Below are 25,912 nucleotides of genomic sequence, written 5' to 3'. Positions count from 1 at the left end.
TTCCGGTAGGTGTCATCCGTGGCACCGGTCGGAACCCGGACGACGGTCACGCGCCGGGGTGGGGTTCCATGCGGCCGGCGGCGTCGTGACCCTCCGCCGGTGATCGTCGCCTGGGTGCGGGTCGGTGCCGTGGTGGCGCCGGGCGGGACCCAGCCGGTGATCACGGGGTCGATCGGGGCGCGGCGCCGGGATCGCGGGCCGGTACGACGGCGAACAGGTCGACGACCCGGTCCCAGCGGGTCCGGCGCCCGGGCGGGAAGCGCCGCTCCGCCCTCCGCGCCCGTCGTGATCCCGCGCGGTAGAACCGGCGCGCCCAGGGCGAGCCCGGCCGGGCCAGCCGCAGCGCCCCGACGACCGCCAGCGGCCAGAACAGCACCCCGGTCAGGCCGAGCACCGGGCGTCCCTTGAGGATCGCCAGCACCGCGATCGCCAGCCCGACCACCACCGAGACCGCGACGGCCCACGCCGGGGAGCCCGGGTCGTCGTCGAACGGGTCCGCACCCAGCACGAGCAGGAGCCCGAGCACCGCGGCGACCAGCACGGCGTCCACCGAGCGTCGTCCCTCCGGCCCCCAGTAGACGTCGTCGAGGTGCAGCCAGAGCGCGAACTCGTCGAGGGTGAGCGCGGCGCCGATCCCGAACAGCACGGCGAGCACGGTGTCCCACGGCGGACCGGGCTGCCAGGTGAACTGGGCGGTCCCGGCCAGCAGGATCAGGAAGATCCCGTAGACCTCGTGGTGCAGGTGCACCCCGCCGACGCTGGTGTCCCGGAACGGCCCGCGGCCCTCCCGGATCATCCGCGTGACCACCCGGGTCGCGACGAAGGTGACCACGAAGGCGACCAGCATCCAGAGCGGGAGCACCCGGATGCCGGTCGCCTCGAGCGTCACCGCGGTGGCCTCACCTGTGCGCCAGTAACGCCGCGCCGATGATCCCGGCCTCGTTGAGCAGCGTCGCCGGGACCATCGGGGTCCGGGTGGACACGTGCGGCGACCACTTGGCGAACTTCTTGCTGACCCCGCCGCCGACGACGATCAGGTCCGGCCAGACCAGGTTCTCCAGCGTGGTGAAGTAGCGGGTCAGCCGCGCGCCCCACTGCTCCCAGTCCAGGTCCTCGCGCTCGCGCGCGGAGTCCGCGGCGCGGGTCTCGGCGTCGAACCCGTCGACCTCGATGTGCCCGAGCTCGGTGTTCGGCACCAGTGTGCCGTCCACGACCAGGGCCGTCCCGATCCCGGTGCCCAGCGTCGTCACCAGCACGACGCCACTGTTGGCGGCCGCGGCGCCGAACTCCACCTCGGCGACGCCGGCGGCGTCGGCGTCGTTGACCAGCAGCGCGTCCCGGCCGGTGACCTTGCGCAGCACCGACGCCGCGTCGCAGTCGATCCAGGAGGCGTCGACGTTCGCCGCGGTGCGGGTCACCCCGTGCTGGACGACGGCGGGGAACGTGCAGCCGAACTCGCCCTTCCAGCCGAACCCGTCGAGGACCTCCCGGACGACCTCGGCGACGGCCTCCGGGGTGGACGGCTGCGGCGTCGGGATCCGGATCCGCTCGTCGGCGAGTGTGCCCTTGTGCAGGTCGACCGGGGCGCCCTTGATCCCCGAGCCGCCGATGTCGATGCCGAACCCGTGCTCGTGCTTCTTGCTCACGAGGTCACATCCTCTCAGGAACCGAGGGCTGCGGAGACCACCTCACGGGCCTCCGACTGGATGAGTTCCAGGTGGTCCGGGCCGCGGAAGCTCTCGGCGTAGACCTTGTAGACGTCCTCGGTGCCCGACGGGCGCGCGGCGAACCAGCCCGAGTCGGTCGTGACCTTGAGCCCGCCGATCGGCGCGTCGTTGCCCGGCGCGCGGGTCAGCCGCGCGGTGATCGCGTCACCGGCCAGCTCGGTCGCGGTGACCGCGTCGGCGTCCAGCTTGGACAGTGCGGCCTTCTCCTCGCGGGTACAGGCGACGTCGGTGCGGGCGTAGGCCGGCTCGCCGAACCGGGCGGTGAGCTCCCGGTAGTGCTCGGTCGGGGTCCGCCCGGTGACGGCGGTGATCTCCGAGGCGAGCAGGGCCAGGATCAGGCCGTCCTTGTCGGTGCTCCACGGCGAGCCGTCCCGGCGCAGGAACGACGCCCCGGCGCTCTCCTCTCCGCCGAACGCCAGCTCGCCGGACCGCAGGCCGGGCACGAACCACTTGAACCCGACCGGCACCTCGACCAGCGTGCGGCCCAGGTCCGCGGCCACCCGGTCGATCATCGACGAGCTGACCGCGGTCTTGCCGATGCCCGCTCCCGACGGCCAGCCGGGCCGGTGCGCGTACAGGTAACCGATCGCGACGGCGAGATAGTGGTTCGGGTTCATCAGGCCGCCGTCGGCGGTGACGATGCCGTGCCGGTCGGCGTCGGCGTCGTTCCCGGTGGCGATGGTGAAGGGGGCACCGCGGGTAGCGTCAGCGGACCGCGCATCGGCACTGCCGACATCCATCCGCTCGCGCAGCGACGCCATCGCGTACGGCGACGAGCAGTCCATCCGGATCTTGCCGTCCCAGTCCAGCGTCATGAATCCGAAGGCCGGGTCGACGGCCGGGTTCACCACGGTCAGATCCAGCCCGTAGCGCTCGGCGATGGCGCCCCAGTACTCGACCGACGCCCCGCCGAGCGGGTCCGCGCCGATCCGGACGCCGGCGTCGCGGATCGCGTCCATGTCGAGGACCTGGTCGAGCTGCGCGACGTACTCCCCGAGGAAGTCGTAGCGGCCAGCCTCGAAGGACGCCGTGCGGCGCACCCCGGACAGCCCGGCCTCCAGCAGCTCGTTGGCCCGGTCCGCGATCCAGGTGGTCGCGTCGGTGCCGGCCGGTCCGCCGTCCGGCGGGTTGTACTTGAAGCCGCCGTCGGCCGGCGGGTTGTGCGACGGGGTGACGACGACGCCGTCGGCGAGGTGCCCGGTGCCGCGCGCGTTGGCGGCGAGGATCGCGTGCGAGATCGCCGGGGTGGGGGTGAGCCCGTCCCGGGAGTCGACGAGCAGCTCGACGCCGTTGGCGGCGAACACCTCGGCCGCGGTCCGCTGCGCGGGCTCGGACAGGGCGTGCGAGTCCCGGCCGAGGAACAGCGGCCCGTCGATGCCCTGCGCCGCGCGGTACTCGACGATCGCCTGGCTGGTGGCGGCGATGTGGTCGTCGTTGAAGGTGGCCTTGAGCGCCGACCCGCGGTGCCCCGACGTCCCGAACGCGACCCGCTGGACGTCGACCTTCGGGTCGGGGTGGGTGTCGGCGTAGGCGGCCAGCAGGGCCGGGACGTCGATCAGGTCCTCGGGGCGGGCCGGGGTGCCGGCGCGCTCGTGCACGGACATGGGTGTGCGTTCCTTCCTTCGCGGCGACCGGAGCGGGGGGCGATCCGGACCGGGTCGACGCACACCCTGCCGCATCGTCCGGGGGTGCGGCAGCCTCTACGCTGCTCTTCGTGCGGATCGCCTCGCTGCTGCCCGCCGGGACCGAGATCGCCGGCCGGCTCGGGCTGGCCCCGGACCTGGTCGGGGTGACCTTCGAGTGCGACGACCCGGCCGGGATCTCCGACCGGGTGCCGGTGGTCGTGGACACCGCGCTCCCCGCGGGTGGGACGCCGGGCGAGATCGACGCGGTCGTCCGGGCCCGGGCGTCCGCCGGACTCCCGATGTACGAGCTGGACCGCGCGACGCTCGCCGCGGCCGACCCGGAGCTCATCCTCACCCAGGACCTGTGCGCGGTGTGCGCGCTGCCCGGCTCGTCGGTGGCGCAGGCCCAGGAGTCGATCGGCACCGACGCACGGGTCCTGTCGCTGGACCCGCACCGGCTCACCGAGGTCCTGGAGGTGATCACTGCCGTCGGGGACGCGGCGGGGGTCCCGGACGCCGCCGCGCAGGTGGTGGGCGAGCTGACGGCCCGGCTCGACGCCGTCGCGGCGGCCGTGCGCGGACGTCCGGTGCCCCGGGTGCTGGTGCTGGAGTGGACCGACCCGCCGTTCCTGTCCGGGCACTGGGTGCCGGACCTGGTCACCGCCGCCGGCGGCGAGGCCGTCGGGGCGATCCCGGGCGGCCGGTCGGTCGCCGTGGGCTGGGACGGCCTGCCCGAGGCGCTGGACGCCGTGCTGGTCGCGCCGTGCGGGTTCGGGCTCGACGACGCCGTCGCGCAGGCCCGGGCCGTCACCGGGCACCTCCCGGCGGGGGTGCCGGTGTGGGCGGTGGACTCGGCGTCCTACGTGGTGCGGGCCGGCCCGCGGCTGGTCGACGGCGTCGAGGCGATCGCCGCGGCGCTGCACCCGGGCACGGTCCCGGAGCCGCCGCCGGGCCGGATCGCACGCGTCAGGCCCGCGTCCCCGCCCCCAGCAGGCGACTGACCAGCCGGGCGAGCAGCGGCGCCACCATCAGCATCAGGATCACCCGGAACACCTGCACCGCGACGACGAACGCGACGTCCACCCCGGACGACGCGGCCACGGCGAGGACCGCGTACACCCCGCCGGGCGTGGTGGCGAGGTACCCCTCCAGCAGCGTCGCGCCGGTGAAGTGCGACAGCAGCAGACCCAGTCCGGCGCAGGCCGCGACGACGGCCAGGATCAGCGCCGTGGCCAGTGGCAGCACCCGGACCACGGTGCCCAGCGCCTCGCGGGTGAAGCGCAGTCCGGCCTGCCAGGCGATGATCGCGTAGGTCACCACGACCAGCGGGGCGGGCACCTCCGCGCCGAACGACAGCCCGGTCAGGCTCACGATCAGCGCCACGGTCATCGTGACGAGCAGCGAGCCCGCCGGGATGCGGCTGAGCCGCCCGAGCGGGAGCCCGACGGCGACGCACACCGCGGTCACCGCCAGCCCGACCCACCACGGCGCCCCCGGGCCCGATGCCTGCGGCACCGCGTCCCCGCCCTGCTGGGCGCCGTAGGCGAGCCCGGCGACGACCGGCATCGAGATGGTGACCAGGCCGACCCGCAGGTACTGGATGACGGCGACCATGCGCTCGTCGCCACCGAGCTCGCGGCTGATCGCGACCAGTCCGGAGGCGCCGCCCGCGGTCTGGGCGAGCATCCCGGTGAGCGGGCTGACCCCGCGCTGCAGGCCCATCAGCAGGCCGGCGGCCATGCTGACCAGCAGCGTCGCGACACTGATCAGGACGACGGGCAGCCACTGACTCCCGACCGCGGCGAGCGTCTCCGGGCTCGCCAGCAGGCCGATCACGACGCCGAGGACGGCCTGCGCCGACGACGTCAGCGGCCGCGCCACCCGCTTCGGGCCGAGCCCGCACAGGGCGAGGACGGTGGCGACGACGAGCCCGGCGAACAGGGCGGGCGAGGGGACGGCGAAGGCGTCGAGGGCGACGGTGGCGAGGGCGGTGAGGGCGGCGAGCAGGAGCCACCGCCACCAGGGGAACGCCTTCAGGCGTGCCAGTACCGTCACCGTGCGATCACGTAACGATCCTAGGTCGCGGCCGGCTGCCCGACCCGCCGGTGGCGGGGTGAGACCGGCCACGATCGTTGCCGGGTGGCAACTACTTGGGGTGGGTCACGCCGTGGAACCGGGCTCGTCGGACGGGTGCATGACCAGGCGTTCGTCGACTCCCGCCGCGGTGATCCACCCCTCGACGGCGTCGGCGACCTCCCCCGGGGACCGCCCGGAGGTGTCGACGACGGTCACCCGCCACGCGTCGCGCTCGACCAGGCGCGCGACCCGGTCCCACCGCGCGCCCGGCGCCGGGTCCCCGGTCAGCACGTCCAGCCGGGGCAGCGGATCGGCGGCGTGCTCGCGCATCCACCGGGCGAACCCGAGGTGTGCCTCGAGCAGCGCCGGATCCTCACCCCGGCCGGTCAGCCGGGTCGTCTGGGCCCGCGCGTCGGCGTCGAGCAGGCACGCCGCGATCCCACCGGCCCGCACGGCGGACGGCGCCGCGACGAGCTCCGCCGGCGCGACGGGATCGCCGCTCAGCAGCAGGTGGCGGCCCAGTGGCCGTAGCTCGGCGGCACGGGCGGCGGCGATCTCCGCGGTCTCCTGACGCCATCGCATGCTGACCGCGTCCGTCGGGGCGAGATCGGCGAGCTCGACCGCCTCGAACGTCGCGCCGAGTCGCGGCGCGAGGAGCTCCCGCACGGTCGACTTGCCGGTACCGCTCGCACCGGAGGCGAGGAAGATCACGAAGTGGATCGTGCGCCCGACCGGCGACCGCACGCCACTGCGTTTCGGAAGATCACGCGTTCCGTCGGGGGATGACCGGCACCATGCCGACGACGTCGGTGCCGACCCGAAGGCCGACCGGCTGCCCGACCGTCGGCCGGAGTGGCACTCCGGATCGCGGTCGACCTCGGCTATCTCGCGCGGGCGGAGACGGTCCGGCGACGGGCGCCGGTCAGCCCTGTTCCGCGTTCGCGACCGTCTGCTCGGCACGGCTGACGTCGGCCTCGGCCGTACGGGCCCGGCGGTCGGCCGCGGCGGCGTCGCGCTCGGCGACCTTCGCCGCGCGGTCGGCCTCGGCGGCCTCGTCGCGGGCGCGGTCGAGCTCGGTGCGCAGCTCGTCGACTCGGCGGTGGGCCGCGGTCCGGTGCTCGGTGGTGGCCTCCGCGTGCTCGCGGGCGTCGGCGTGCTCACGGGTCGCGTCCGCGGCGGCGAGGCGGGCGCGCTCGAGCTGTTCGCGGGCCTCGGCGAGCGCCCGCTCACGCTGCTCGCGCCGTTCGCGGTCCCGGTCCTGCGTGGGCCCGGCCGCGGTGCGGTCACGGCGACGACCGGCTTCTCCTGAGCCGGCCCCACCCCGCCCGCCGCTCGCGTCCGTGACGCCCGCGCGACGTGGGCCGCCTCGGCCACCGGCACCGGCCTCCGTCGGCCCCGTGCCGCCCTCGTCGTCCCCGCCGTCGTCCTCGGTGCCGAACCCGAACCCGCTGTACCGCTCGGCTCGCACGAGCTGCCCGGACCGCACCCGTCCGGCGAGCTCGTCGTCGGCGAGTGCGGCATCCAGGATCGCGCGCACCTCGCGCTCCAGCCCGCCGTCGACCCGGTGCCCGGCGTCGCGGCCCAGCTGGGCCGCCCGGCGGACCAGGGCTCCGACGAGCGCGCTCCGCTGGGCGGACACCCGGCGCAGCGCGGCACCGTCCAGGGCGCGCTGGGCCTCGGCCAGCGGGCCGGCGAGGCCCAGCAGGCCGTCGACCTCACCGGGCGAGTCGGCGACCAGCAGGTTGGTCAGCCAGGCCGCCCGGGTCGGGCGGCGGAACGCACCGATCGCCTTGGCGGCGGACCGGTCGCCGGCCTCCCGGGCCTCGGCGACGCGGGCGTCCCGCTCGGCGACGAAGTCCTCCGGCGCGACCCGGTAGAGCACCGCGGCGACCGCGTCCGGGTCGGGGCCGGAGGAGGGCATCTCAGCTCAGGTTGGCGTGCGTCCCGACCAGCACCGCACGGCCGATCGTGTGGCCGAACAGGTTGAAGGCCAGGAACGCCGGTGTCGAGGTCGCGGGGATGTCCAGCGACGGGACGTCGAGCGCGTGCACCGCGAAGAAGTAGCGGTGCGGGCCGTGCCCGGGCGGCGGGGCGGCGCCGAGGAATCGGGTGAGGCCGGCGTCGTTGGGCAGCTGCACCGCGCCCCCGGGCAGGCCCGACCCCGTGTCGTCACCCGCGCCGCCGGGCAGCGAGGTCGTCGACGCGGGGATGTTCAGCACCGCCCAGTGCCAGAACCCGGAGCCGGTCGGGGCGTCCGGGTCGTAGCAGGTGACCACGTAGGACTGCGTGCCCTCGGGCGCGCCGGACCAGGACAGCTGCGGCGAGGCGTCCTCGCCGCCGGCGCCGAAGATGCCGGACAGCTGCGGGGTGCCGAGCGCGGTGCCGTCGGCGACGTCGTCACTGGTCACGGTGAACGACGGGACCGGGGGGAGCTCGTCGTAGGGGTTACGGGGCACGGTCGGGGACCTCCTCGTCTGGAGCGGATACGTGCGACACCCGATCCTGGCATGCCCCGGTGCGTTGCGCGGCGATCGCGACACGGCATCGTGTCGGCGTGCAGATGCTGCTGGTCGTCGTCGGGTTGATGCTGGCCGCCGTCGTCCTGGTGGGCGTGGGGGAGCGGCTGCGGCTGCCGTGGCCGGCGCTGATGGTGGTGTTCGGCGCGGCCGTCGCGGTGGTGCCCGGCCTGCCCGACGGGTTCGGCGTCGACCCGGAGCTGATCCTGCCGCTGTTCCTGCCGCCGCTGCTGTTCGCGACGGCGCAGCGGACGTCGTGGGCACTGTTCCGTGCGCGGTGGCGGACCATCGCACTGCTGGCCGTCGCGCTGGTGCTGGTCACCGCCACGGCCGTCGCCGCGACGGCCTGGCTGCTGGTGCCGGGGCTCGCGGTCACCGCCGCCATCGCGCTCGGGGCGATGGTCGCGCCACCGGACCCGGTCGCGGTGGAGGCCGTCGCCGGACGGGTCCCGATCCCGCGCCGGCTGGTCTCCGTGCTGCAGAGCGAGGGCCTGTTCAACGACGCCACCGCCCTGGTGATCTTCCAGGCGGCGGTGCTCGCGACCGTCTCCGGCGACGAGCTGAGCCCGCTCGGGCTGGGGGTGCGCTTCGTCGCCGGTGCGGCGGGCGCGGTCGTCATCGGGCTCGGCATCGCCTGGCTCGCCCGCACCGTGCTGGGACGGCTCACCGACACGACCGGGCGCAGCGCGCTGACCCTGGTGCTGCCGTTCGCGACCTACCTGGCCGCCGAGGAGGTGGGGGCGTCCGGGGTGATCGCGGTCGTCGTGCTGGCCCTGCAGCTGCGCGCCGCCGCGGACGCCGACGCCGCGACCGAGCGGCTCACCCAGCGGTCGCTGTGGGACGTCGTCGAGGTGCTCGTCACCGGTATCGCGTTCGGCCTGATCGGGCTGGACCTGCGCCAGGTGGTCACCGCGGCCGGCGACGAGCTGCCGCGGATGCTCGGGCACGCCGCGGTCGTCTGTGTCGTGGTGATCGCCGTCCGGACACTGTGGATGGTCGCGGCGTGGCGGTTCCTGCGCCGTGCCCACGACGCCGGTGCCGCGCCGCTCACCGGGCGGGAGGCGGTGCTGCTGTCCTGGTGCGGGATGCGCGGGCTGGCCACCCTCGCGCTGGCGCTGTCCCTGCCGGTCACGACCGCGGCCGGCGAGCCGTTCCCGGGCCGCACCGAGCTCGTGCTGATCGCGGTGTCGGTGCTGGTGGTGACACTGCTGCTGCCGGGGTTCACGCTGCCGGGCCTGGTCCACGCGCTCGGCATCGACGACGAGGCGGAGGCCGAGCAGCGCGCCGAGCGCGAGATCGTGCTGCGGGCCCGGCGCGCGGCGATGGCCACGCTCGACTTCGAGCGGGAGGTGCGGGGCCTGCCCGACGACGTCGGCGCCCGGCTGCGGGAACGTCTGGAGCGCATCGAGGCGGTGATGTCGGGGGAGAGCCCGTCGGAGGACGAGCGGCAGCGGTTCGCCGGCATGCGCGCGGTGCGGGAGCAGGCCAACGCGGCGCAGGCCTCCGCGCTCGCGGCGGCTCGCGCCGAGGTGCTGGCGGCCCGCCGGGAGCCCGGCGTCGACCCGCACGCCGCCGACCGGGTGCTGCACCGGCTGGACCTGCGCTCGGTGCTCCTCGACTAGGACGGCGACCGTCCGCAACGGCTGCCATCGTGGTGGTCATGACCGGCCCGTTCGCTCCCCGCTCGCACCCCGTCGGCGCCCCCGACCCCGGGACCGCCGTGCTGCGCAAAGACGGCCCGGTAGTACCGGTCCCGCTCCCCGACGGCGGCACCGTGTGGGTGGTGACCGACGAGGAGCTCGCCCGCCGGGTGCTCACCGACCCGCTGCTGACCAAGGACCCCGCACTCGCCCCGGCCGGGACGCCCGACCTCGAGCCCCCCGCCGCCGAGCGGCTGTCGCTCACCACCGCCGACGGCCCGGTGCACACCCGGCTGCGGCGGGCGCACGCGCCGCTGCTGGGGCACCGCCGGGTCGCGGAGCACGCCGGGCGGATCGAGGAGCTCGCCCGCACCCTGCTGGACGACCTCGGGGGACCCGGACCGGTCGACCTGATGGCCGGCTTCACCACCCGCTACCCGCTGACCGTGGTCGCCGAGCTGGTCGGCATGCCCCCGGAGCTGCTGGACGACGCGGCCGCGGCCTGCCGCGCGATCTGGAGTCCCGACCCGGCCGAGAGCGGCGTCGCGTTCGGCCGGCTGCAGGCCACCTGCACCGCCGCGGTGGGGCGTCCGGGCCTGGCGACCGAGCTGCGGGAGCGGCTGCGGGCCGACGACGGCGACCCGGTCACCGACGACCAGGTCGGTTACCTGGTCTTCGGACTCGTCTTCGCCGGGCAGCTCACCACCGACGCCGCCCTGGGCTCGCTGCTGGCCCGTGCTCTGGGCACCGGCCTCACCGGGGTGTCCGACGACGGGATCGACGAGCTGGTCGACGACGTCCTGCGGGCCGTCCCGCCGGCTCCGTTCACGCTGTGGCGCTTCACCACCGCCGCGACCGAGCTCGCCGGGCACAGCCTGCCCGCCGGGTCCCCGGTACTGGTCGACGTGCGCGACATCAACGCCGGGGACCTCGCTGGGCCGCACCTGTCGTTCGGGTACGGGCCGCACTTCTGTGTCGGCGCGCACCTCGCCCGGCTGGAGCTGCGCACCGTGCTGCGGGTGCTGCGCGACGCCTTCCCGCACGCCCGGCTCGCGGCCGGCGGGTCGGAGGAGCTGGTCGAGGTCTACCCGGCAGGACCGGGCGGCAGCAGGCTGGCGGAGCTGCCCGTGCAACTCCGGTGACTCCACAGGGAGGGGACCCGCAGTCTCAGCCGGAGGTGGACGGGTCGATCTCCTCCTCGACGGCCTCCACATAGGCCTCGGGATCCTTGTCGGAGTTGTCCAGGTCCTCCGGCGTCGGGTGCGCCGCCATGAACTCGGCGAACCGGCGGCCCAGCGACTCCCGCAGATCCATGGTGGCGTTCAGCCGGAAGTTGGCCAGCCCCTCGTTCTCCTCCTCGCCCATGTGCTCGTCGTTGGCCCGGCGGGCGTCCCACACACCGTCCCACCATTCCTGCGAGCCGACCGCGGCGGCGCCGGCCTTCGCGACACCGTCGCGGATCTCGTTGTGGTCCCCGATCGCGTCGCGGGTCTCGTCCTCGGGGTCCTCACCATGCTGGAGCAGCTGCGGGTAGAAGATCTCCTCCTCGGCGATCGCGTGCACGTCGAGCCGGGCGGCGAGCGGGTCCCAGATCCGGGTCAGCTCGCGCGGGTCGCTGCCGGGACGGGCCTGGAGCTCGTCGAGCGCCGCGAACTGCCGCCGGAACCAGGCGTGGTCGTCCAGGATGAGGGTCGTGATGTCCGCCATCCGGCGCAGCCTAGGGCCGCCCGGCGGCCCGCGCTCAGGTGATGGTCAGCCCGCCGTCGACCGGGATGGTCTGGCCGGTCACGTAGCCCCCCGCGTCGGAGGCGAGGAAGACGACGGCCGCGGTCAGCTCCGCCGGGTCGCCGATCCGGCTCATCGGGACCCGGTCGGTCACCTTCTCCAGGTAGCCGGGCTGGTAGGAGTCGGTCATCTCGGACTCGAAGAACCCGGGCGCGAGTGCGTTGACCCGGATCCCCTTGCGGGTGGCCCACTGCTGGGCCAGGTCCCGGGTCAGCCCGATGATCCCCGCCTTCGAGGCCGAGTAGGCGGCCTGCGGCAGCCCGGCGGTGGTCAGGCCGAGGATGCTGGAGATGTTGATGATGCTCGAGCCCGGTCCCATGTGGGCGGCGCAGGCCTGGGCCATCCAGTAGCTGCCGTTGAGGTTGATGTCGACGACCCGGGTGAACTGCTCGGGCGTCTCCTTCAGCGCCGGTACGGCGGTGCCGATGCCGGCGTTGTTCACCAGCACGTCGAGCCGGCCGAACTCGTCGACCGCGGCCTGGGCCAGCGCCCGGCAGTCCTCGGGTCTCGCCACGTCGGTGGCGACGGCGACCGCCCGCCGCCCGGCCTTCTCGACCAGGGCGACGGTGTCGGCCAGCTTGTCGGTACGCCGGGCGCCGAGCACCAGGTCCGCGCCGGCCTCGGCGAGACCTTGCGCGAAGGTCACCCCCAGGCCGGAGGACGCACCGGTGACGACGGCGACCCTGCCGTCCAGTCGGAATCGCTCCATGAGGCTCACCCGGGTGACCCTAGGTCAGGAACGTCCGGGTCAGGAACGACCGATCGCGTCGGCGATCTGCGGGACGAGCCGCTCCAGCGCGAAGGGCGCCGACAGCACGCTGTTGTAGGTCATCGCGCCGCGGGTGTCGGTGTCCGGGACGATCATCCGGCCGTCGGCGACCACCGGGACCTGCGCCAGGACCTGGTCGTTGTCGACCTGCTCCTGGGCCGGTCCCTCGTCGGCGAGCATCACCAGGACGTCGCCGTCGAGCAGGCCGACCCGCTCCGGGGAGACCTCGACGTAGAAGCTGTCGCCGTCGTCGAGGTCCGCGATGGTCTGCGGCAGGGTGAAGCCGAGGTCGGCGGTGAACCGGCCGCGCGTGTCGACCGGGGTGTAGGCGCCGTAGGTCCCGTCGAAGGGCAGCACGGTGCTCGCGGTCCGCCCCTCGAACTCCGGGTGCGCGTTCACCGCGTCGGTGAACGCCTGCTCGGCCGCGTCGATCAGCTCCTCGCCCTGCTCGGTCCGGCCGAGCGCGGCGGCGACGGCGCGGGTCTGCGCGTCGCGCGGCACCCCGAAGTCGATGGTGTCGGCCGGGCGGGCGAGGACCGGGGCGATCGCGGAGAGCACGTCGTAGGTCTGCTGGTCGATGCCGGCGGTCACCGCGACGATCAGGTCCGGGGCCAGCGCGGCCAGCTGCTCCGGGTTCGGGTCGCCGGTGAGCACCTGCGGCGGCTCGCCCTCGACGAGGTCCCGCGCCCACGGGCCGAGCCCGCCGTCGTCCTCGTAGAAGGTGTAGGCCGCGGTCGCGACCGGCGTGACGCCCAGCGCCAGCAGCGGGTCGGCGTCGGTCACACCGAGCGCGACGACCCGGGTGGGCTCGGCCGGGATCTCGGTGGTCCCGAAGGCGTGCTCGACGGAGACGGGGAAACCGGCGCCCGCGGGGTCGGCGGCGCCGGCGGCATCGTCGTCGGACGGCGCGGAGGCGCACCCGGCGAGCAGGCCGCAGAGCGCGACGAAGGGGAGAAGCTGTCTCAACACGGGCATACATTAGCCAGGCTTTCCTTACCGGCGGAATGAAGGCGCCCGCGTCGGGCGCGGCAGTGCTCCCCGACGCGGGCGCGCCGGTACTACACGCGCGCGGAGCGCTTGCGGGCCACGACGGCCCGGTAGTGCAGCGGGTCGCGGGAGGTCGCGAGCCGGTGCTGGTAGACCGTGGAGCCGAGCTGCTCGAGCTCGCCGGACCCCAGCATGGAGCCGATCAGACCGGCGAAGCCGGTGGTGTCGCCGTCGGTCAGGAAATCGTCGCGCAGGGTGAAGGCGACGATGCCGTCCACCGCGACCATGTCGAAGGCGACGCGGAACGCCTCGGGCGGGATGTCGCCGAAGCCCAGCGCGGCCACGCAGGTCATCGCGTCGAAACCGCCGGCGGCGATGGTCTCCGCCTTGTCGTCGTCCAGTGCGGTGAGGTCGACGACGTGGTAGTCGGCGTAGACGCCCGGGCGGTCGCGCTCGGCGGCCGCGCGGGCCTCCGGGATGATGTCGATGCCGACCACCGCGCCGACGCCGCGCGAGCGCAGCTCCTCGGCGACGATGCCGTTGCCGGCGCCGACGTCGAGGACTCGGACATCGGACAGCGCGAGCCCGGCGGGCTCCCCGAGGTGCGCGGCGAGCAGGTCGCACACCACCGGCGGCGACTGGCACTGCAGGATGTCGTAGAACAGCTTCTCGTAGAGGCCGGGGACCCGGTAGAGCCGGTCGTAGTCGTGGAAGCGGTACTCCTCCCATCCGGAGCCGGTGTCGAGAACGCAGTACTCGACGTCCTGCTCGTAGGTCTGGCCGGGTTCGGGCAGGGCCAGCCGGTAAGGGGGTCCAGAACGCTCAACCATGAAAAACCTTCCTGGTCGGGAACGGGCCCACACGACGCTAGTGGAATATGCGGTGCCCCGTTCGTGGTGAGGGACACCACGCCGTCCGCTCCGCACCCGTGACACGATCGACTGCGGCACCGCCGCCGAGACCCGAGGAGAGCCCATGACCCCGCAGCAGAGGACCGCCGTCGTCACCGGAGCAGCCCGGGGGATCGGGGCCGCGACCGCACTCCGGCTGGCGGCCGACGGGCACCGGGTCGCGGTGCTGGACCTCGAGGAGAGGGCGGCGAAGGCGACCGTCGAGGCGATCGAGGGCGCGGGCGGCACCGCCGCGGCGTTCGGCGCCGACGTGTCGGACCGGGCCGCGGTCGAGGCGGCGGTCGGGGCGGTCACCGAGCGGCTGGGCCCGCCGACGATCCTGGTCAACAACGCCGGCATCACCAAGGACAACCTGCTGTTCAAGATGTCCGACGACGACTGGGACGCGGTGATGGGCGTGCACCTCAAGGGCGCGTTCCTGATGACCCGGGGGATCCAGAAGTCGATGGTCGAGGCCGGCTGGGGCCGGGTGGTGAACCTGTCGTCGGTCTCGGCGCTGGGCAACCGGGGGCAGGCGAACTACGCCACCGCGAAGGCCGGGCTGCAGGGCTTCACCAAGACCCTGGCGATCGAGCTGGGCAAGTTCGGCGTCACGGCGAACTGCATCGCGCCGGGGTTCATCGCCTCGGAGATGACGAAGGCGACCGCGGAGCGGCTCGGTCAGGACTGGGAGGCGTTCCGGGCGGCGCGTGCCTCGGAGATCCCGGTCCAGCGGGCCGGGACCCCCGAGGACATCGCGCACACGGTCTCGTTCTTCGTCGACGAGCGCTCGTCGTTCGTCAACGGCCAGGTCGTCTACGTGGCGGGCGGGCCACGCACCTAGGTGTCACCTAGGAGCTGCTGCCGTCCATCGGGACGACCGCCCAGCCGGGGATGTCGTCCTGGCCCTCGACCGGGACCGGGTCGGCGCTGAGGTTCATCATCAGCACCGAGCCGTCGGAGGCCCGGAAGGCGCCCAGCGACGAGTTCTCCGCCCGGCCCAGCTCGACGTCGCCGGACCGCAGCCGCGGGACCAGCCAGCCCCAGGCGTCGGTGAGCGGGGTCGGCTGACCGCCGGTCTCCTCGGTCGCCGGCGTCCACAGCGACGAGTAGGCGAGGTGGTCGGCGCCCTCCGGGCCCCACAGCAGCGCGCCCTCGGTACCGGAGCGGGCCATCGCCTGCACCGCGGCCAGCGTCGAGACGGCGCTGGCCGGGGTGTCGAAGCCGGCCTCGGCCTCGGCCGGGACGTTGGCGTAGAACTCGGCCCACCAGATCGGCAGGTCGGTGCGCTGCTGGATCCAGTCGTCGATCACCGAGAACTTCTGGGCGCCGACGTCGACCGGTGAGATCGCGTCCTGCTGGCCGCGGTTGGTGGTGGCGCCGTCGACGACCATGAAGTCGGCGCCGACGTTGTTCTCCAGCCAGTACTCGATCACGTCCAGCGGGCGCTGGTCGAGTGCGCCCCAGGCGCCGCGGATGTCCGAGGCGTCACCGGAGTCGGGGGAGACGCTGCTCATGACCACGTACGGCCCGCCGATCTGGACGTCCGGCCGGACCTCCTTCACCGCCCGGTAGACCTCGTTGTACAGCTCGGTGTAGCCCTCGTAGTCCCAGCGGTTCTGGTCCTCGTGGTAGAAGCCCTTGAGCTCGTTCCAGACCAGCACCCGGTCGACCTGCGGGTAGCGCTGCACGGCCTCCGCGGCGAGGTTCGCGTAGTCGCGGAAGTGCTCCGGCAGCGGGGCCATCTCCAGGCGGTCCCAGGAGGTGACGCCGGGCGGGCCGCCCTTCATCCAGTCCGGGGAGCAGCACAGCGTCAGCATCGCCTTGCCGCCGGTCTCCTCGGTCAGCTGCATCCGGCGGTCCAGCGAGCCCCAGTCGTACTGGCCGGGGGCCGGCTCGGGGTTGAGCGTGCCGAAGCCCATGAGGTGGTGGTTCTGGTACTCCTCGCCCAGGGCGGAGAGGATGTCGATGCCGCGCTGGCGGGCCTCGGCGGGCTCGGTGGCGTCCAGGCTGTTCTGGGTGTGGGTGACGCCGAGCTCCAGCGGGCCGGGCTGCTGGGTCCAGTTCCAGCCGTTCTGCAGGTCCACCGCACGTGCCGAGGCCTCGAGCTCGGACGCCGGGGCGGTGCCGGTGACCGGGTCGCCGTCGGTCCCGTCACCGGTGGTGCAGGACGCCAGCACGAGCATGCCGGCGAGAAGCCCGGCGAGGGCGATCGAGTGTGGACGGCGGTGCGCTCGCACGGTGGGGTCCTCACGTTCTGTCACGGTCACGGGCACGGTTTCCACAGTGGCAGGGGGGTCCTGTGACGGGCCTGAGAGGGACTCGACCTCGGCCGCCGCCCACGTTCAGGCTTTCGGAGCAGGGTAGAGCGGCGGTTCGGCGGCAGTGCGGCCAGCCCGGTCACGGATATGAAGCGTCTTGTCGCGCAGCGTGAGAACGGCGTCGGCGTGATCCGCGACGACCGGGTCGTGGGTGATCATCAGCACCGCGCGGTCACCGGCCGCGGTGAGCAGGTCGTCGAGCACGGCGTCGCGGGTGTCCGGGTCGAGGTGCGCGGTCGGCTCGTCGAGCACGAGGACGGCGGGGTCGGCGAGCAGCGCACGGGCCAGCGCCAGCCGGCGGCGCATCCCGCCGGAGAGCCGGGCCCCGTGCGCGCCGACCTCGTCGTCGGGGGCGAGGCCGGTCAGCCCGACCCGGCGGAGCACCGCCGCGAGCTCGTGATCGGTGGCGCGCGGCGCGGCGAGCCGCAGGTTCTCCCGCACCGTCGAGTCGAACACGTGCGGGTCGGCGGGGACCCCGGAGACGACGGTGCGGACCTCCTCGGGCGGGCGCGTGGTCATCTCCTGCCCGCCGAGGGTGACCGACCCCGCGACCGGGTCCAGGAACCGGAACAGCACCGCGGCCAGCGTCGACTTCCCCGACCCGCTGGCCCCGACCAGCGCCACCCGCTGCCCGGGGGCGACCTCGAGGTCGAGCCCGTCGAGCACGGTGCGGGAGCCGGGCTCCGCGGGCTCCCACGCGGCGACCAGCCCGCGGACCCGCAGGGTGCCGCGGCGGGGGAGCGGCGTGAGCCCCGGCTCGCGGGGCAGCGTCGCCGGTTCGGCGTCCAGCACCGGCACCAGCCGGGCCAGCCCGGCCCGGACCGACGCCAGCCGGGCCGCGGCGGCCGGGAGCGGGGCGACGATCTCGAAGGCGGCCAGCGCGGTCAGCACCAGCACGGCCATCGGGACGGCGCCGAGCGTGCCCGCGTCGACGGCCGCGACCCCGAGCAGCAGTGTCCCGGCCAGGGTGAGCCCGGCGACCAGGGCGCCCGACCCGGCACCCAGACCGAGCAGCGCGGCATCGCGGCGGGCGGTGCGGGTGAGCTCGGCGTCGGCGTGCTCGACGGCGGCCACGGCCCGTCCGGTCGCGCCGTAGGCGATCAGGTCCGGTGCCCCGTCGAGGACGTCGACCAGCCCGGTCGACAGCCGCGCCCGGGCGCGGGCAGCACGCTCGGCGGGTCGGCGGGACAGCGCCGCGGCCAGGGCCGGGACTGCGACGCCGGCCAGGAGCAGCCCCGCGGCCAGCAGCGCACCACCCGGCGCCCACAGCGCCGTCGCCAGCAGGACGGCCCCGGACCCGGCCAGCGCGGCGGCCACCGGGGGCAGCACCCCGCGCACGACGAGGTCCTGCACCGAGTCGGTGTCCGACACCAGCCGGGAGACCAGGTCCCCGGAGCGGAACCGGTGGATCGGCTCGGTGGCGGCGAGCCGGGCGTAGACCCGGCCGCGCAGGTCGGACAGCGCGCGCAGGGCGGCGTCGTGTCCGACCAGCCGCTCGGCGTAGCGGGCGACCCCGCGGCCGACGCCGAGCGCCCGGGTGAGCACCACGGCGACGCTCAGCGCGGTCACCGGCGGGTGCTGGGCGGCGGTGGCGAGCAGCCAAGCCGCCAGGGACAGCAGCCCCGCCCCGCAGGCGGTGGCGAGCGCGCCGAGCAGCGCCCCGCCGAGCACGCCGCGGGCGCGGGGCCGCAACACGGTCGCAGCGAGCGACCAGGGCCCGGTGAGGGTGCGCGCGCTCACCGGGGGTCCAGGTGTGTGGTGCGGTCGGCGACGGCGTCCCAGCCGTCGTCGTGCGCGACGACGATCGCGGTCCGGCCGGCGAGCAGGTCCGCCGCGGCGGCGCGGACGACCGTGGCCGAGTCGGGGTCGAGGTGCGCGGTGGGTTCGTCGAGCAGCACCAGCGGGGCGTCGCGCAGGAACGCCCGCGCCAGGGCCACCCGCTGACGCTCGCCCGACGACAGCCGGGCACCGCCCTCGCCGAGCGGGGTGTCCCAGCCCTGCGGCAGCCGCGCGACGACGGCGTGCAGCCCGGCGCGCCGGGCCGCGTCGCGCACCGCGTCGTCGGAGGCGTCCGGCTCGCCGAGCCGGACGTTGTCGGCGACCGACCCGGCGAACAGGTGCGGGTGCTGCGGGACCCAGGCGACGGTGCGGCGCCAGGCGTCGAGGTCCAGTTCCGCGAGGTCGGCCCCGTCGGCGCGCACCTGCCCGCCGCTCGGCGCGACGAACCCGAGCAGCACACCGAGCAGCGTCGACTTGCCCGCGCCCGACGGTCCGCGCAGCAGCACGGTCTCACCGGGCCGGACGTCGAGGTCCAGTCCGTGCAGGGCGTCGCCGGGGGTTCCGGGGTAGCGCACCCGCAGGTCCCGGACGACCAGCCTGCGTCCGGCGGGGGCGGGGGCCTGCGGCGGCGCGGTGCCCGTTCCCCGCGTGGTGCCGGGCCGGTCCAGCTCGTCGAACACCTGCCGGGCCGCCGCGACGCCCTCCATGCTGGCGTGGAACCGCGCCCCGACCTCCCGCAGCGGCAGGTAGGCCTCGGGCGCGAGGATCAGCACGAACAGCGCGGTGGCGTAGTCCAGGTTGCCGTAGAGCAACCGCAGCCCGACCTCGACGGCGACCAGCGCCACCGACAGCGTCGCCACCAGCTCCAGCACGAACGCGGACAGGAAGGCGACCCGCAGGGTGCCCATGGTGGCCCGGCGGTGCTCCTCGGTGGTGTCCCGGACCTTCTCGGCCACCACGCCCGCGCGCCGGAACAGCGCGAGCGTCGGCAGGCCCTGGACGACGTCGAGGAAGTGCCCGCCGAGCCGGGACAGCATCCGCCACTGCCGGTCGGTGCGGGCCCGTGTGTAGAGCCCGATCAGCGCCATGAAGACCGGGATCAGCGGCAGGGTGATCCCGATGACGATCGCGGAGATCCAGTCCGCCTCGGCGACGACGACCAGCACCGCGACCGGCACCAGCACCGCCAGGACGAGCTGGGGCAGGTAGCGGGCGAAGTAGTCGTCGAGCGCGTCGAGGCCGCGGGTCGCGAGGGTGACGAGCTCGCCGGTGGAACGCGACGGGTCCGGTGGGGCGACGGCGAGCCGGTGCACCAGCCGCATCCGCAACTGGGACTTCGCGCGGGCCGCGCTGCGCAGCGCGGTGGCCTCGGCGCCGTAGGACAGCACCGCGCGGGCCAGCGCGATGACCGCCACGCCGACGACGAGCGGCACCAGCGCGCCGAACGGGGTGCCGGTGGTGGCGCCGGCGATCGCGCGGGACAGCAGCCAGGCCTGGGCCAGGATCAGCCCGGTGACCGCGACCCCGCAGGCCGCGGCGACGAGCAGGTGGGTGCGGACCGCCGTCGCGGTGCGGAGCAGCCGCGGGTCGACGGGCGGGGCGCTCGTCGTCGTCGGACTGCTCACTGCACGGCCGGTTCGACCCGCGCGCCGCCCAGGCGCTTGCGGAAGACCCAGTAGCTCCACGCCTGGTAGCCCAGCACCAGCGGCAGGAACACCACCGCGACCCAGCTCATCACGGTCAGCGTGTAGGGCGCGCTCGCGGCGTTCGCCACCGTCAGGGTGTGCGCCGGGTCGGTGGTGCTCACCAGCAGCTCGGGGTACAGCTGGCCGAACAGGACCACCGACAGCCCGCCGATCGCCGTCGCCGTCGCGGTGAAGGCCCAGCCCTCCCGGCCGAGCAGCAGCGCGATCCCGGCCAGGACCAGTGCCAGCCCGGCCGCCCACGCCACCGGCGTGGTCCAGGACGGCAGCCGCAGCGCCAGGGTCGCGGTCAGGAACGCGATCGTCAGCAGCAGCACCGGCACCACGGTGACGACGGCGAACCGCCGCGCCCGGTAGCGGACCGGGCCGTCGGTCTTCAGGGACAGGAACACCGCACCGTGCAACAGGAACAGCGTCGTCGTCACCAGCCCGCCGAGCAGTGCGTAGCCGTTGAAGAGATCCGCGAGCGAGGCCGTCACGACGGTGTTGGCACCCGGTCCCGGAGCGGTGGCCGTCGTCGGGAGACCGCGGACCAGATTGGCCAGGACCATGCCCCAGACGAACGCGGGCACCAGCGAACCGAGCCCGATGCAGAGGTCCCACCGGAACTTCCAGGCGGCGTCGTCGCGCTTGACCCGGTACTCCAGCCCGACCCCGCGCACGATCAGCGCCAGCAGCACGAACAGCACCGGCAGGTAGAAGCCGGAGAAGGTGGCGGCGTACCAGGCGGGGAAGGCGGCGAACATCGCGCCGACGGCGGCGATCAGCCAGACCTCGTTGCCGTCCCAGACCGGGCCGATCGCGCCGAGGGTGACCTCGCGGTCGTCCTCGTCGCGGCCGAAGGCGCGCAGCAGCATCCCGACGCCGAAGTCGAAGCCCTCCAGGACCAGGTAGCCGGTCCAGAGCACGGCGACGGCGAGGAACCAGGCGGTGGGCAGGTCCATGATCGTGCTCCTAGTAGGAGAACGCCGGGGCGCGGCGCTCGGGCTCGGGGGTCGTCTCGTCGGGGTAGGGCATCGCCGCGCCCGGGCCGGCCTTCACGTAGCGGAACAGCAGGCCGGCCTCGACGACGGCGAGCACGCCGTAGAGCGCGGTGAAGGCCGCCAGGGAGAACGCGACCTGGCCCAGGCTCACGCCGGGGGAGACGCTGGCGGCGGTCAGCAGCTCGCCGTGCACCGTCCAGGGCTGGCGGCCCATCTCGGTGAGGATCCAGCCGAAGATGTTGCCCGCTAGTGCCGCGGGCAGTGCCGCGACGACGGCCCGGTACATCCAGCGGTGCGCGCGTCCCGCCGGGGCGGGTGCGCCGTCGCGGGTGAAGCCGGGCAGCCGTCCGCGGCGGGTCAGCCACAGCCCGGCCACCGAGACGGCGACGCCGGCCAGGCCGAGTCCCATCATCAGCCGGAACGACCAGTACAGGACGGCGATGTTGGGCGTGTAGTCCCCGGGCCCGTAGAGCTGCTCGTAGGAGGCCTGGACGTTCTCGATGCCCTGCACCTCGCCCCACGGGCTGCCGGTGGCCAGGAAGCTCAGCACGCCCGGGATCTGGACGTTGATGTGGTTGCGGCTGCCCTGGATGTCACCGACGGCGAACAGCGAGAACCCGGCCGACTCCTCGGTCTGCCACAGCGCCTCGGCGGCGGCGAGCTTCATCGGCTCGTACTGGGTGGCGAGCTTGGCCTGGTGGTCCCCGGAGGCGACGACGAGCATCCCGGCGATCGCGGTGACGACGAACCCGGCGCGCATGCTCTTGCGGAACAGCTCGTGCTCGGAGGCGTGCGGAGTGGGTGCGCCGTCGCTCGGCCACCGCTCCTTCATCAGCTTCCAGGCGCTGACCGCGGCCACGAACAGCCCGGCGATCACGAACGACGCCGCGATCACGTGGAAGTAGGTCGACCAGGCCTGCGGGTTCATCAGCACCGCACCGATGTCGGTGAGCCGGGCCCGGCCGGTGACCGGGTCGACCTCGTAGCCGACCGGGTTCCGCATCCACGCGTTCGCGGCGAGGATGAAGTACGCCGACAGGTTCGACCCGATCGCCGCGGCCCAGATGCAGGCCAGGTGGACGCCCTTGCGCAGCCGGTCCCACCCGAAGATCCAGAGCCCGATGAAGGTCGACTCCAGGAAGAACGCGATCAGCGCCTCCATCGCCAGCGGGGCGCCGAAGACGTCGCCGACGAAGGTGGAGTAGGTGCTCCAGTTCATCCCGAACTGGAACTCCTGGACGATCCCGGTGACCACGCCCATCGCGAAGTTGATCAGGAAGAGCTTCCCGAAGAACTTGGTGGCGCGCAGGTACTCGGTGCGGCCGGTGCGGAACCACGCGGTCTGCAGCGAGGCGACGATGACCGAGAGGCCGATCGTCAGCGGCACGAACAGGAAGTGGTAGACGGTCGTGATCCCGAACTGCCAGCGTGCCAGGTCCAGCGCGTCCATCCCGGTCCCGCCCTCCGCGAAATTCTACGTCCAGTAGTAGTTCTACCGGAAGTAGAAGATCGGCGGGGTCCGGGGTGGGGTGGTGGTCGACACGTGGGACGCGTCGCCGCGTGTGGACAAGGTGTCGCAATCGAACTGGCGTTCGAGTAGAGTGGAGTGCATGACCGCGCTCCTCGAACCCCCGATCCCGGGCTACGACCTGGACGACGAGGAGCTGCCCGCGTTCTCCGACGCCGAGCTCGACCTGGTGTTCGTCGAAGCAGCCGTGGACCGGCTGCTGGCCTCGGCCGGCGCCGGGCGCACCGATCCGGAGCGGATCGACCGGATCCGCCGACTGAAGACCCAGCTCAACCGGCTCGACGCCGCGCTGCACGACACCGCCCACGACTTCGCCCGCGCCCACGTCGCCGCGAGGATCGATGCCGCCGGCGCCCAGGCCGCCGAGACCATCGACCCCGAGAAGCTCGAACGCAGCATCGCCGCGCAGATCGCGCTGGCCTGCCGCACCTCACCCCACCACGGCCGCACCCGGATCCGCGTCGCCCGCGACCTGCACAACGGGTTCGACCACCTGCGCGCCCTGTTCCTCGCCGGCGAGCTCGACGCCGACAAGATCACAGCCATCGTCACCGCCGCCGACACCCTGACCCCCGACCAGCGCGCCGAACTCGACCGGCGCCTGGCCGAACACGACCTCACCCGCCTCGGGATCGGACGCCTGCGGGATCTGACCCGGCGGCTGGTCGCCGAGATCGCCCCCGCCGACTTCGCGAAGCGGTGCGAGGCGGCGAAGAAGACGCGCCGGGTCACCGTGCGCCCCGCCGCGGACGGGATGGCGTTCCTGACCGCCCACCTGCCCGTCGAGCAGGCCGTCGGCTGCCTGGCCGCCTTGGACAAGGCCCACCGCGACCTCTCGGCCAGCCCCGAGCCGCTGACCCGCACCCGGGGGCAGGTTATGGCCGACACCCTCGTCGAACGCCTCACCGGCAAGACCCACGCCACCGACATCGACCTGCACGTCCAGGTCATGATCCCGGTCGAGGCACTGATCGACCCCGAGTCCCCGCTTCCCGCCGAGATCCCCGGCTACGGACCCGTCCCGGCCGACCTGCTCGCCACCAACAAGGGCCGCACGACGCTACGCCGGCTCATCACCCGCCAGGGCGTCGTCATCGGCGGAGACACCCGCCAACGCCGCTTCACCCGCTTCCTCGACGAACTCATCCGCGCCCGAACCCGCAACCGCTGCACCGAGGCCTACTGCGACGCCCCCATCCGCCACATCGACCACATCACCCGCGCCGCCGACCACGGAACCACCACCCTCGACCAAGGCCGCGGAACCTGCGAATTCCACAACTACCTCCGCGAACAACCCGGCTGGAAAGTCGAACACACACCCGACGGCGTCCAGACCACGACACCCACCGGGCACACCTACCCGAACGCACCGCCCAGATAGGTTCGGTGCGTGCTGCTCGACCTCTCACCGTTGCGGACGGTCCCGTTCCGCGACGCCTGGGCGGGTACCGCGTGCGCGGGACTGGGCCACACGATCGCGACGCTGGCCGTCCTGCAGCAGACCTGGGACCTGACCCGCAGTCCCCTGTGGACCGGGGCGATCGGCATCGCCACCGCCGTACCCATGATCGTGTTCGGTCTGGGTGGTGGCGCTGGCCGACGCCGTCGGCGCCCTCGGCGTCGACCTCGCGGCGTGCCTGCTCGCCTTCCCGGTCGCGCTGTTCCCGATGGTCAACGAGGTCCGCTTCGGCGGAGACCCGCGCATCACCGGTGCCTTCCTGTCCGCCCTGGCGGTCGGCGGGCTGCTCGCCGCCCTGTTCTCCGGTGCGGTCACCGGGATCCGGAGATCAGGTGCCGTCCAGCTGACCGCGGCGCTCAGCTGGGGGCTCGCCGTGGCCGGGTTCGGGCTGGCCGGTCATCTCGGTGCAGCGCTGGTCTGCCTGCTCGTCGCCGGAGCGGCGGACTCCATCTCGGTGATCGTGCGCGCCGCACTGGTGCAGGCCGAGACCCCGGACGCCTACCGCGGGCGGGTGTCGTCCACCGAGCTCGTCGCCGGCATCGCCGGACCGGAGCTCGGGAACGTCCGCGGTGGCCTCGTGGCGTCGCTGACCTCGGCCCCGGTCGCACTCGTCACCGGCGGGCTGGCCGCGGCCGCCGTCATCGGGGTGATCGGTGCACGGAACCGTCCGCTGCGGGACTACCGCGCACCCGGGTGACGCGTCAGGGGGAGTCGAACGCGCCGTGTTCGCGGAGCACCTCCAGCACCTCGGGAAGGTCGGCGAACGCGGTCTCGACATCGGCGGGACCGGCCACCCGGTGCGCGTTCGCGTCGAGATAGCCGCGCATCGCCGCGTCGAACCGCTCCTCGCCGACCCGCTCGCGTCCTTCGAGCAGCGCGGCCGCGCCCTGGTCGTAGACACCGGTGACGTAGCCGGAGAAGCCACCCCGGTCGTCCCAGTAGGACATGGGAGCGCCGATCGGGCCGTCGTCGTCGGGGGAGAAGCGGTCCAGGCGGTAGTAGTCGAACTGGTCCGAGACGATCGCCTGCGCCCAGGTCGCGAAGGTCTCGTCCAGCCAGGGGTCCCGCCCCTGGTCGTTGCCGACCAGCGAGTAGAACCAGGAGTGGGCGAGCTCGTGCGCCACCAGGGACGCCGACCCGGTACTGCCGAACTGCAGGTGGGTCGGGAACTCGATGCCGTCGGACTGGCCGGGCACGATCGTCACCCAGAGGTTCCGGTACGGGTGCGGGCCGAGCAGCTCCTCCAGCTTCCCGAGCTCCGTGCGGACCTGCTCGACCGCAGCGTCGCCGTCGTGATCGGCCCCGTCGGGCACGCCGACGCGCACCGCGACACCGTTCACCTCGGCCTCGGTCATCTCGTAGTCGCCGACGGCGACCGCGACGTCCCGGATCGCGTCGGCGGTGAACCGGTGAGCGGTGCGCCCGGGGCCGGCCGGTCCGGTGCCGGCCGGATCGCCGACACCCACGACCGCCTGCCCGTCGCCGGCCGTGACCTCGAGCGACTCCAGACGGAAGTCCTCGGCGACCACCTGTTCGCCGGACATCCCGACCGCGGGATCGCGGATCCAGCCCTCGCCACGCACCCACGGGAGCACCGGCAGCGGCGAGCCGAGCCACGCGGTGTCCGCTCCGCTGCGGCCGATCCGTTCGGTCGACCCGTCGCCGAGCGTGGTCTCGAACCCGGTCTCGGCGGTGACGGGGGTCCCGGCGGGTACGCAGGACGGCATCGGCAGGGTCACCAGCGTCCCCGGCGCGCCGTCCGGGGCGCCCGCCTGCTCGACCTGCGGATCGACCGGTGCACCGTCGACCCGCGCGGAGGTGAGCTCGGTGGAGTTGCCGTTGCGGACCGTCGTCGGACGGTTGGTCCACAACCGCAGCACGACCTCGCACACCTCACGGTCCGGGGTGAACCGGACCGAGTGGGTACCCGTGGCCGTGCCGAGGTCGTCGGCGAGGTCCAGGGTGGCCGAGACGACCGGCCGATCCGGGTCCGGCGCGGCGGGCGCGGCCGGGGCCGGGGCCGCGGCGGCGCAGCCACCCAGGAGGGCGAGGGCGACCAGGGGAGCGACGAGACGGGACGACACATGATCGGGTTCCCAACCCCGTGGGGCCTGACACGCC

General features: G+C 74.1%; 23 protein-coding genes. 6 read left to right on the top strand and 17 right to left on the bottom strand.

Translation table 11 applies throughout. The features are described 5' to 3' along the window. Nucleotides 1-160: 160 nt before the first annotated feature. The 3 genes from WIS52_RS02505 to pgm are packed head-to-tail and all read right to left on the bottom strand — an operon-like array spanning nt 161 to nt 3,331. Nucleotides 161-889 (bottom strand): hypothetical protein, encoded by a 729-nt coding sequence (locus WIS52_RS02505; RefSeq protein ID WP_349296413.1) that lies wholly within the window; start codon nt 887-889, stop codon nt 161-163. Nucleotides 890-899: 10 nt separating this feature from the next. Then, complete coding sequence (gene ppgK / locus WIS52_RS02500; protein ID WP_349296412.1) at nt 900-1,646, bottom strand: polyphosphate--glucose phosphotransferase; 747 nt, start codon at nt 1,644-1,646, stop codon at nt 900-902. A gap of 14 nt (nt 1,647-1,660) precedes the next feature. Next, nucleotides 1,661-3,331, bottom strand: a complete 1,671-nt coding sequence (pgm, locus tag WIS52_RS02495; protein ID WP_349296411.1) for a phosphoglucomutase (alpha-D-glucose-1,6-bisphosphate-dependent) — start codon at nt 3,329-3,331, stop codon at nt 1,661-1,663. Between the two features lie 110 nt (nt 3,332-3,441). Between pgm and WIS52_RS02490 the strand changes: the two genes are divergently transcribed. Then, a complete protein-coding gene (locus WIS52_RS02490; RefSeq protein ID WP_349296410.1) occupies nt 3,442-4,353 on the top strand; it encodes an ABC transporter substrate-binding protein in 912 nt (303 codons plus the stop codon). On the opposite strand, the gene WIS52_RS02485 is transcribed toward WIS52_RS02490, so the two are convergent. The 4 genes from WIS52_RS02485 to WIS52_RS02470 all read right to left on the bottom strand — a co-directional run bounded on the left by WIS52_RS02485 (nt 4,319) and on the right by WIS52_RS02470 (nt 7,884). Continuing rightward, nucleotides 4,319-5,407 carry an AbrB family transcriptional regulator gene (locus WIS52_RS02485; protein ID WP_349296409.1) on the bottom strand — a complete coding sequence of 363 codons (1,089 nt, stop codon included), beginning with the start codon at nt 5,405-5,407 and terminating at the stop codon, nt 4,319-4,321. The two genes, WIS52_RS02490 and WIS52_RS02485, sit on opposite strands and share 35 nt — an antisense overlap. A 105-nt stretch (nt 5,408-5,512) precedes the next feature. Continuing rightward, on the bottom strand, nt 5,513-6,139 hold the full coding sequence (locus WIS52_RS02480) for an adenylate kinase family protein (protein WP_349296408.1): 627 nt from the start codon (nt 6,137-6,139) through the stop codon (nt 5,513-5,515). A 211-nt stretch (nt 6,140-6,350) separates the two neighbouring features. Beyond that, a complete protein-coding gene (locus WIS52_RS02475; protein WP_349296407.1) occupies nt 6,351-7,349 on the bottom strand; it encodes a hypothetical protein in 999 nt (332 codons plus the stop codon). A 1-nt stretch (nt 7,350) separates the two neighbouring features. Next, entirely contained in the window at nt 7,351-7,884 is a 534-nt protein-coding gene (locus WIS52_RS02470; RefSeq protein WP_349296406.1) for a YbhB/YbcL family Raf kinase inhibitor-like protein, read from the bottom strand. Between the two features lie 104 nt (nt 7,885-7,988). Here WIS52_RS02470 and WIS52_RS02465 point away from each other — a divergent pair, with 104 nt between their 5' ends. Continuing rightward, nucleotides 7,989-9,566 (top strand): Na+/H+ antiporter, encoded by a 1,578-nt coding sequence (locus WIS52_RS02465; protein WP_349296781.1) that lies wholly within the window; start codon nt 7,989-7,991, stop codon nt 9,564-9,566. Nucleotides 9,567-9,604: 38 nt separating this feature from the next. Next, a complete protein-coding gene (locus tag WIS52_RS02460) occupies nt 9,605-10,726 on the top strand; it encodes a cytochrome P450 family protein (protein WP_349296405.1) in 1,122 nt (373 codons plus the stop codon). A gap of 25 nt (nt 10,727-10,751) precedes the next feature. On the opposite strand, the gene WIS52_RS02455 is transcribed toward WIS52_RS02460, so the two are convergent. The 4 genes from WIS52_RS02455 to WIS52_RS02440 form a co-directional block, all read right to left on the bottom strand. Further along, a complete protein-coding gene (locus WIS52_RS02455) occupies nt 10,752-11,291 on the bottom strand; it encodes a hemerythrin domain-containing protein (protein ID WP_349296404.1) in 540 nt (179 codons plus the stop codon). Nucleotides 11,292-11,325: 34 nt separating this feature from the next. Then, nucleotides 11,326-12,087, bottom strand: a complete 762-nt coding sequence (locus WIS52_RS02450) for an SDR family NAD(P)-dependent oxidoreductase (protein ID WP_349296403.1) — start codon at nt 12,085-12,087, stop codon at nt 11,326-11,328. A 30-nt stretch (nt 12,088-12,117) separates the two neighbouring features. Next, nucleotides 12,118-13,107 (bottom strand): iron-siderophore ABC transporter substrate-binding protein, encoded by a 990-nt coding sequence (locus tag WIS52_RS02445; protein WP_349296402.1) that lies wholly within the window; start codon nt 13,105-13,107, stop codon nt 12,118-12,120. Nucleotides 13,108-13,196: 89 nt separating this feature from the next. Further along, complete coding sequence (locus WIS52_RS02440; protein ID WP_349296401.1) at nt 13,197-13,955, bottom strand: class I SAM-dependent DNA methyltransferase; 759 nt, start codon at nt 13,953-13,955, stop codon at nt 13,197-13,199. A 145-nt stretch (nt 13,956-14,100) separates the two neighbouring features. Between WIS52_RS02440 and fabG the strand changes: the two genes are divergently transcribed. Next, nucleotides 14,101-14,859: a 3-oxoacyl-ACP reductase FabG gene (fabG, locus tag WIS52_RS02435; RefSeq protein ID WP_349296400.1), complete on the top strand. Its 759-nt coding sequence runs from the start codon at nt 14,101-14,103 to the stop codon at nt 14,857-14,859. 7 nt (nt 14,860-14,866) lie between these two features. Here fabG and WIS52_RS02430 read toward each other — a convergent pair whose 3' ends face one another. The 5 genes from WIS52_RS02430 to WIS52_RS02410 form a co-directional block, all read right to left on the bottom strand. Continuing rightward, nucleotides 14,867-16,255 (bottom strand): GH39 family glycosyl hydrolase, encoded by a 1,389-nt coding sequence (locus tag WIS52_RS02430; RefSeq protein WP_349296399.1) that lies wholly within the window; start codon nt 16,253-16,255, stop codon nt 14,867-14,869. Nucleotides 16,256-16,360: 105 nt separating this feature from the next. Next, nucleotides 16,361-18,076 (bottom strand): thiol reductant ABC exporter subunit CydC, encoded by a 1,716-nt coding sequence (gene cydC / locus WIS52_RS02425; protein ID WP_349296398.1) that lies wholly within the window; start codon nt 18,074-18,076, stop codon nt 16,361-16,363. Beyond that, on the bottom strand, nt 18,073-19,740 hold the full coding sequence (cydD, locus tag WIS52_RS02420) for a thiol reductant ABC exporter subunit CydD (protein WP_349296397.1): 1,668 nt from the start codon (nt 19,738-19,740) through the stop codon (nt 18,073-18,075). Before cydD ends, cydC begins: the two co-directional genes overlap by 4 nt. Further along, nucleotides 19,737-20,762 (bottom strand): cytochrome d ubiquinol oxidase subunit II, encoded by a 1,026-nt coding sequence (gene cydB / locus WIS52_RS02415; protein WP_349296396.1) that lies wholly within the window; start codon nt 20,760-20,762, stop codon nt 19,737-19,739. The genes cydD and cydB overlap by 4 nt, the downstream gene beginning before the upstream one ends. 10 nt (nt 20,763-20,772) lie before the next feature. Continuing rightward, nucleotides 20,773-22,251 (bottom strand): cytochrome ubiquinol oxidase subunit I, encoded by a 1,479-nt coding sequence (locus WIS52_RS02410; protein ID WP_349296395.1) that lies wholly within the window; start codon nt 22,249-22,251, stop codon nt 20,773-20,775. A 160-nt stretch (nt 22,252-22,411) separates the two neighbouring features. Here WIS52_RS02410 and WIS52_RS02405 point away from each other — a divergent pair, with 160 nt between their 5' ends. Next, entirely contained in the window at nt 22,412-23,713 is a 1,302-nt protein-coding gene (locus WIS52_RS02405; RefSeq protein WP_349296394.1) for a DUF222 domain-containing protein, read from the top strand. 205 nt (nt 23,714-23,918) lie between these two features. Next, the gene (locus tag WIS52_RS02400) at nt 23,919-24,488 is read left to right on the top strand and encodes an MFS transporter (RefSeq protein WP_349296393.1); all 570 of its coding nucleotides are present in this window, start codon (nt 23,919-23,921) and stop codon (nt 24,486-24,488) included. A gap of 4 nt (nt 24,489-24,492) precedes the next feature. Here the strand turns inward: WIS52_RS02400 and WIS52_RS02395 are convergent, their stop codons facing one another. Next, nucleotides 24,493-25,875 (bottom strand): M1 family aminopeptidase, encoded by a 1,383-nt coding sequence (locus WIS52_RS02395; protein WP_349296392.1) that lies wholly within the window; start codon nt 25,873-25,875, stop codon nt 24,493-24,495. Nucleotides 25,876-25,912: the final 37 nt, after the last annotated feature.

The sequence above is a fragment of the Pseudonocardia nematodicida genome (assembly GCF_040105385.1).
Classification (GTDB): Bacteria; Actinomycetota; Actinomycetes; order Mycobacteriales; family Pseudonocardiaceae; genus Pseudonocardia; species Pseudonocardia nematodicida.
The sequence above is the reverse complement of the archived record's forward strand: the minus strand, read 5'-3'. Positions and strand labels throughout refer to the sequence as shown.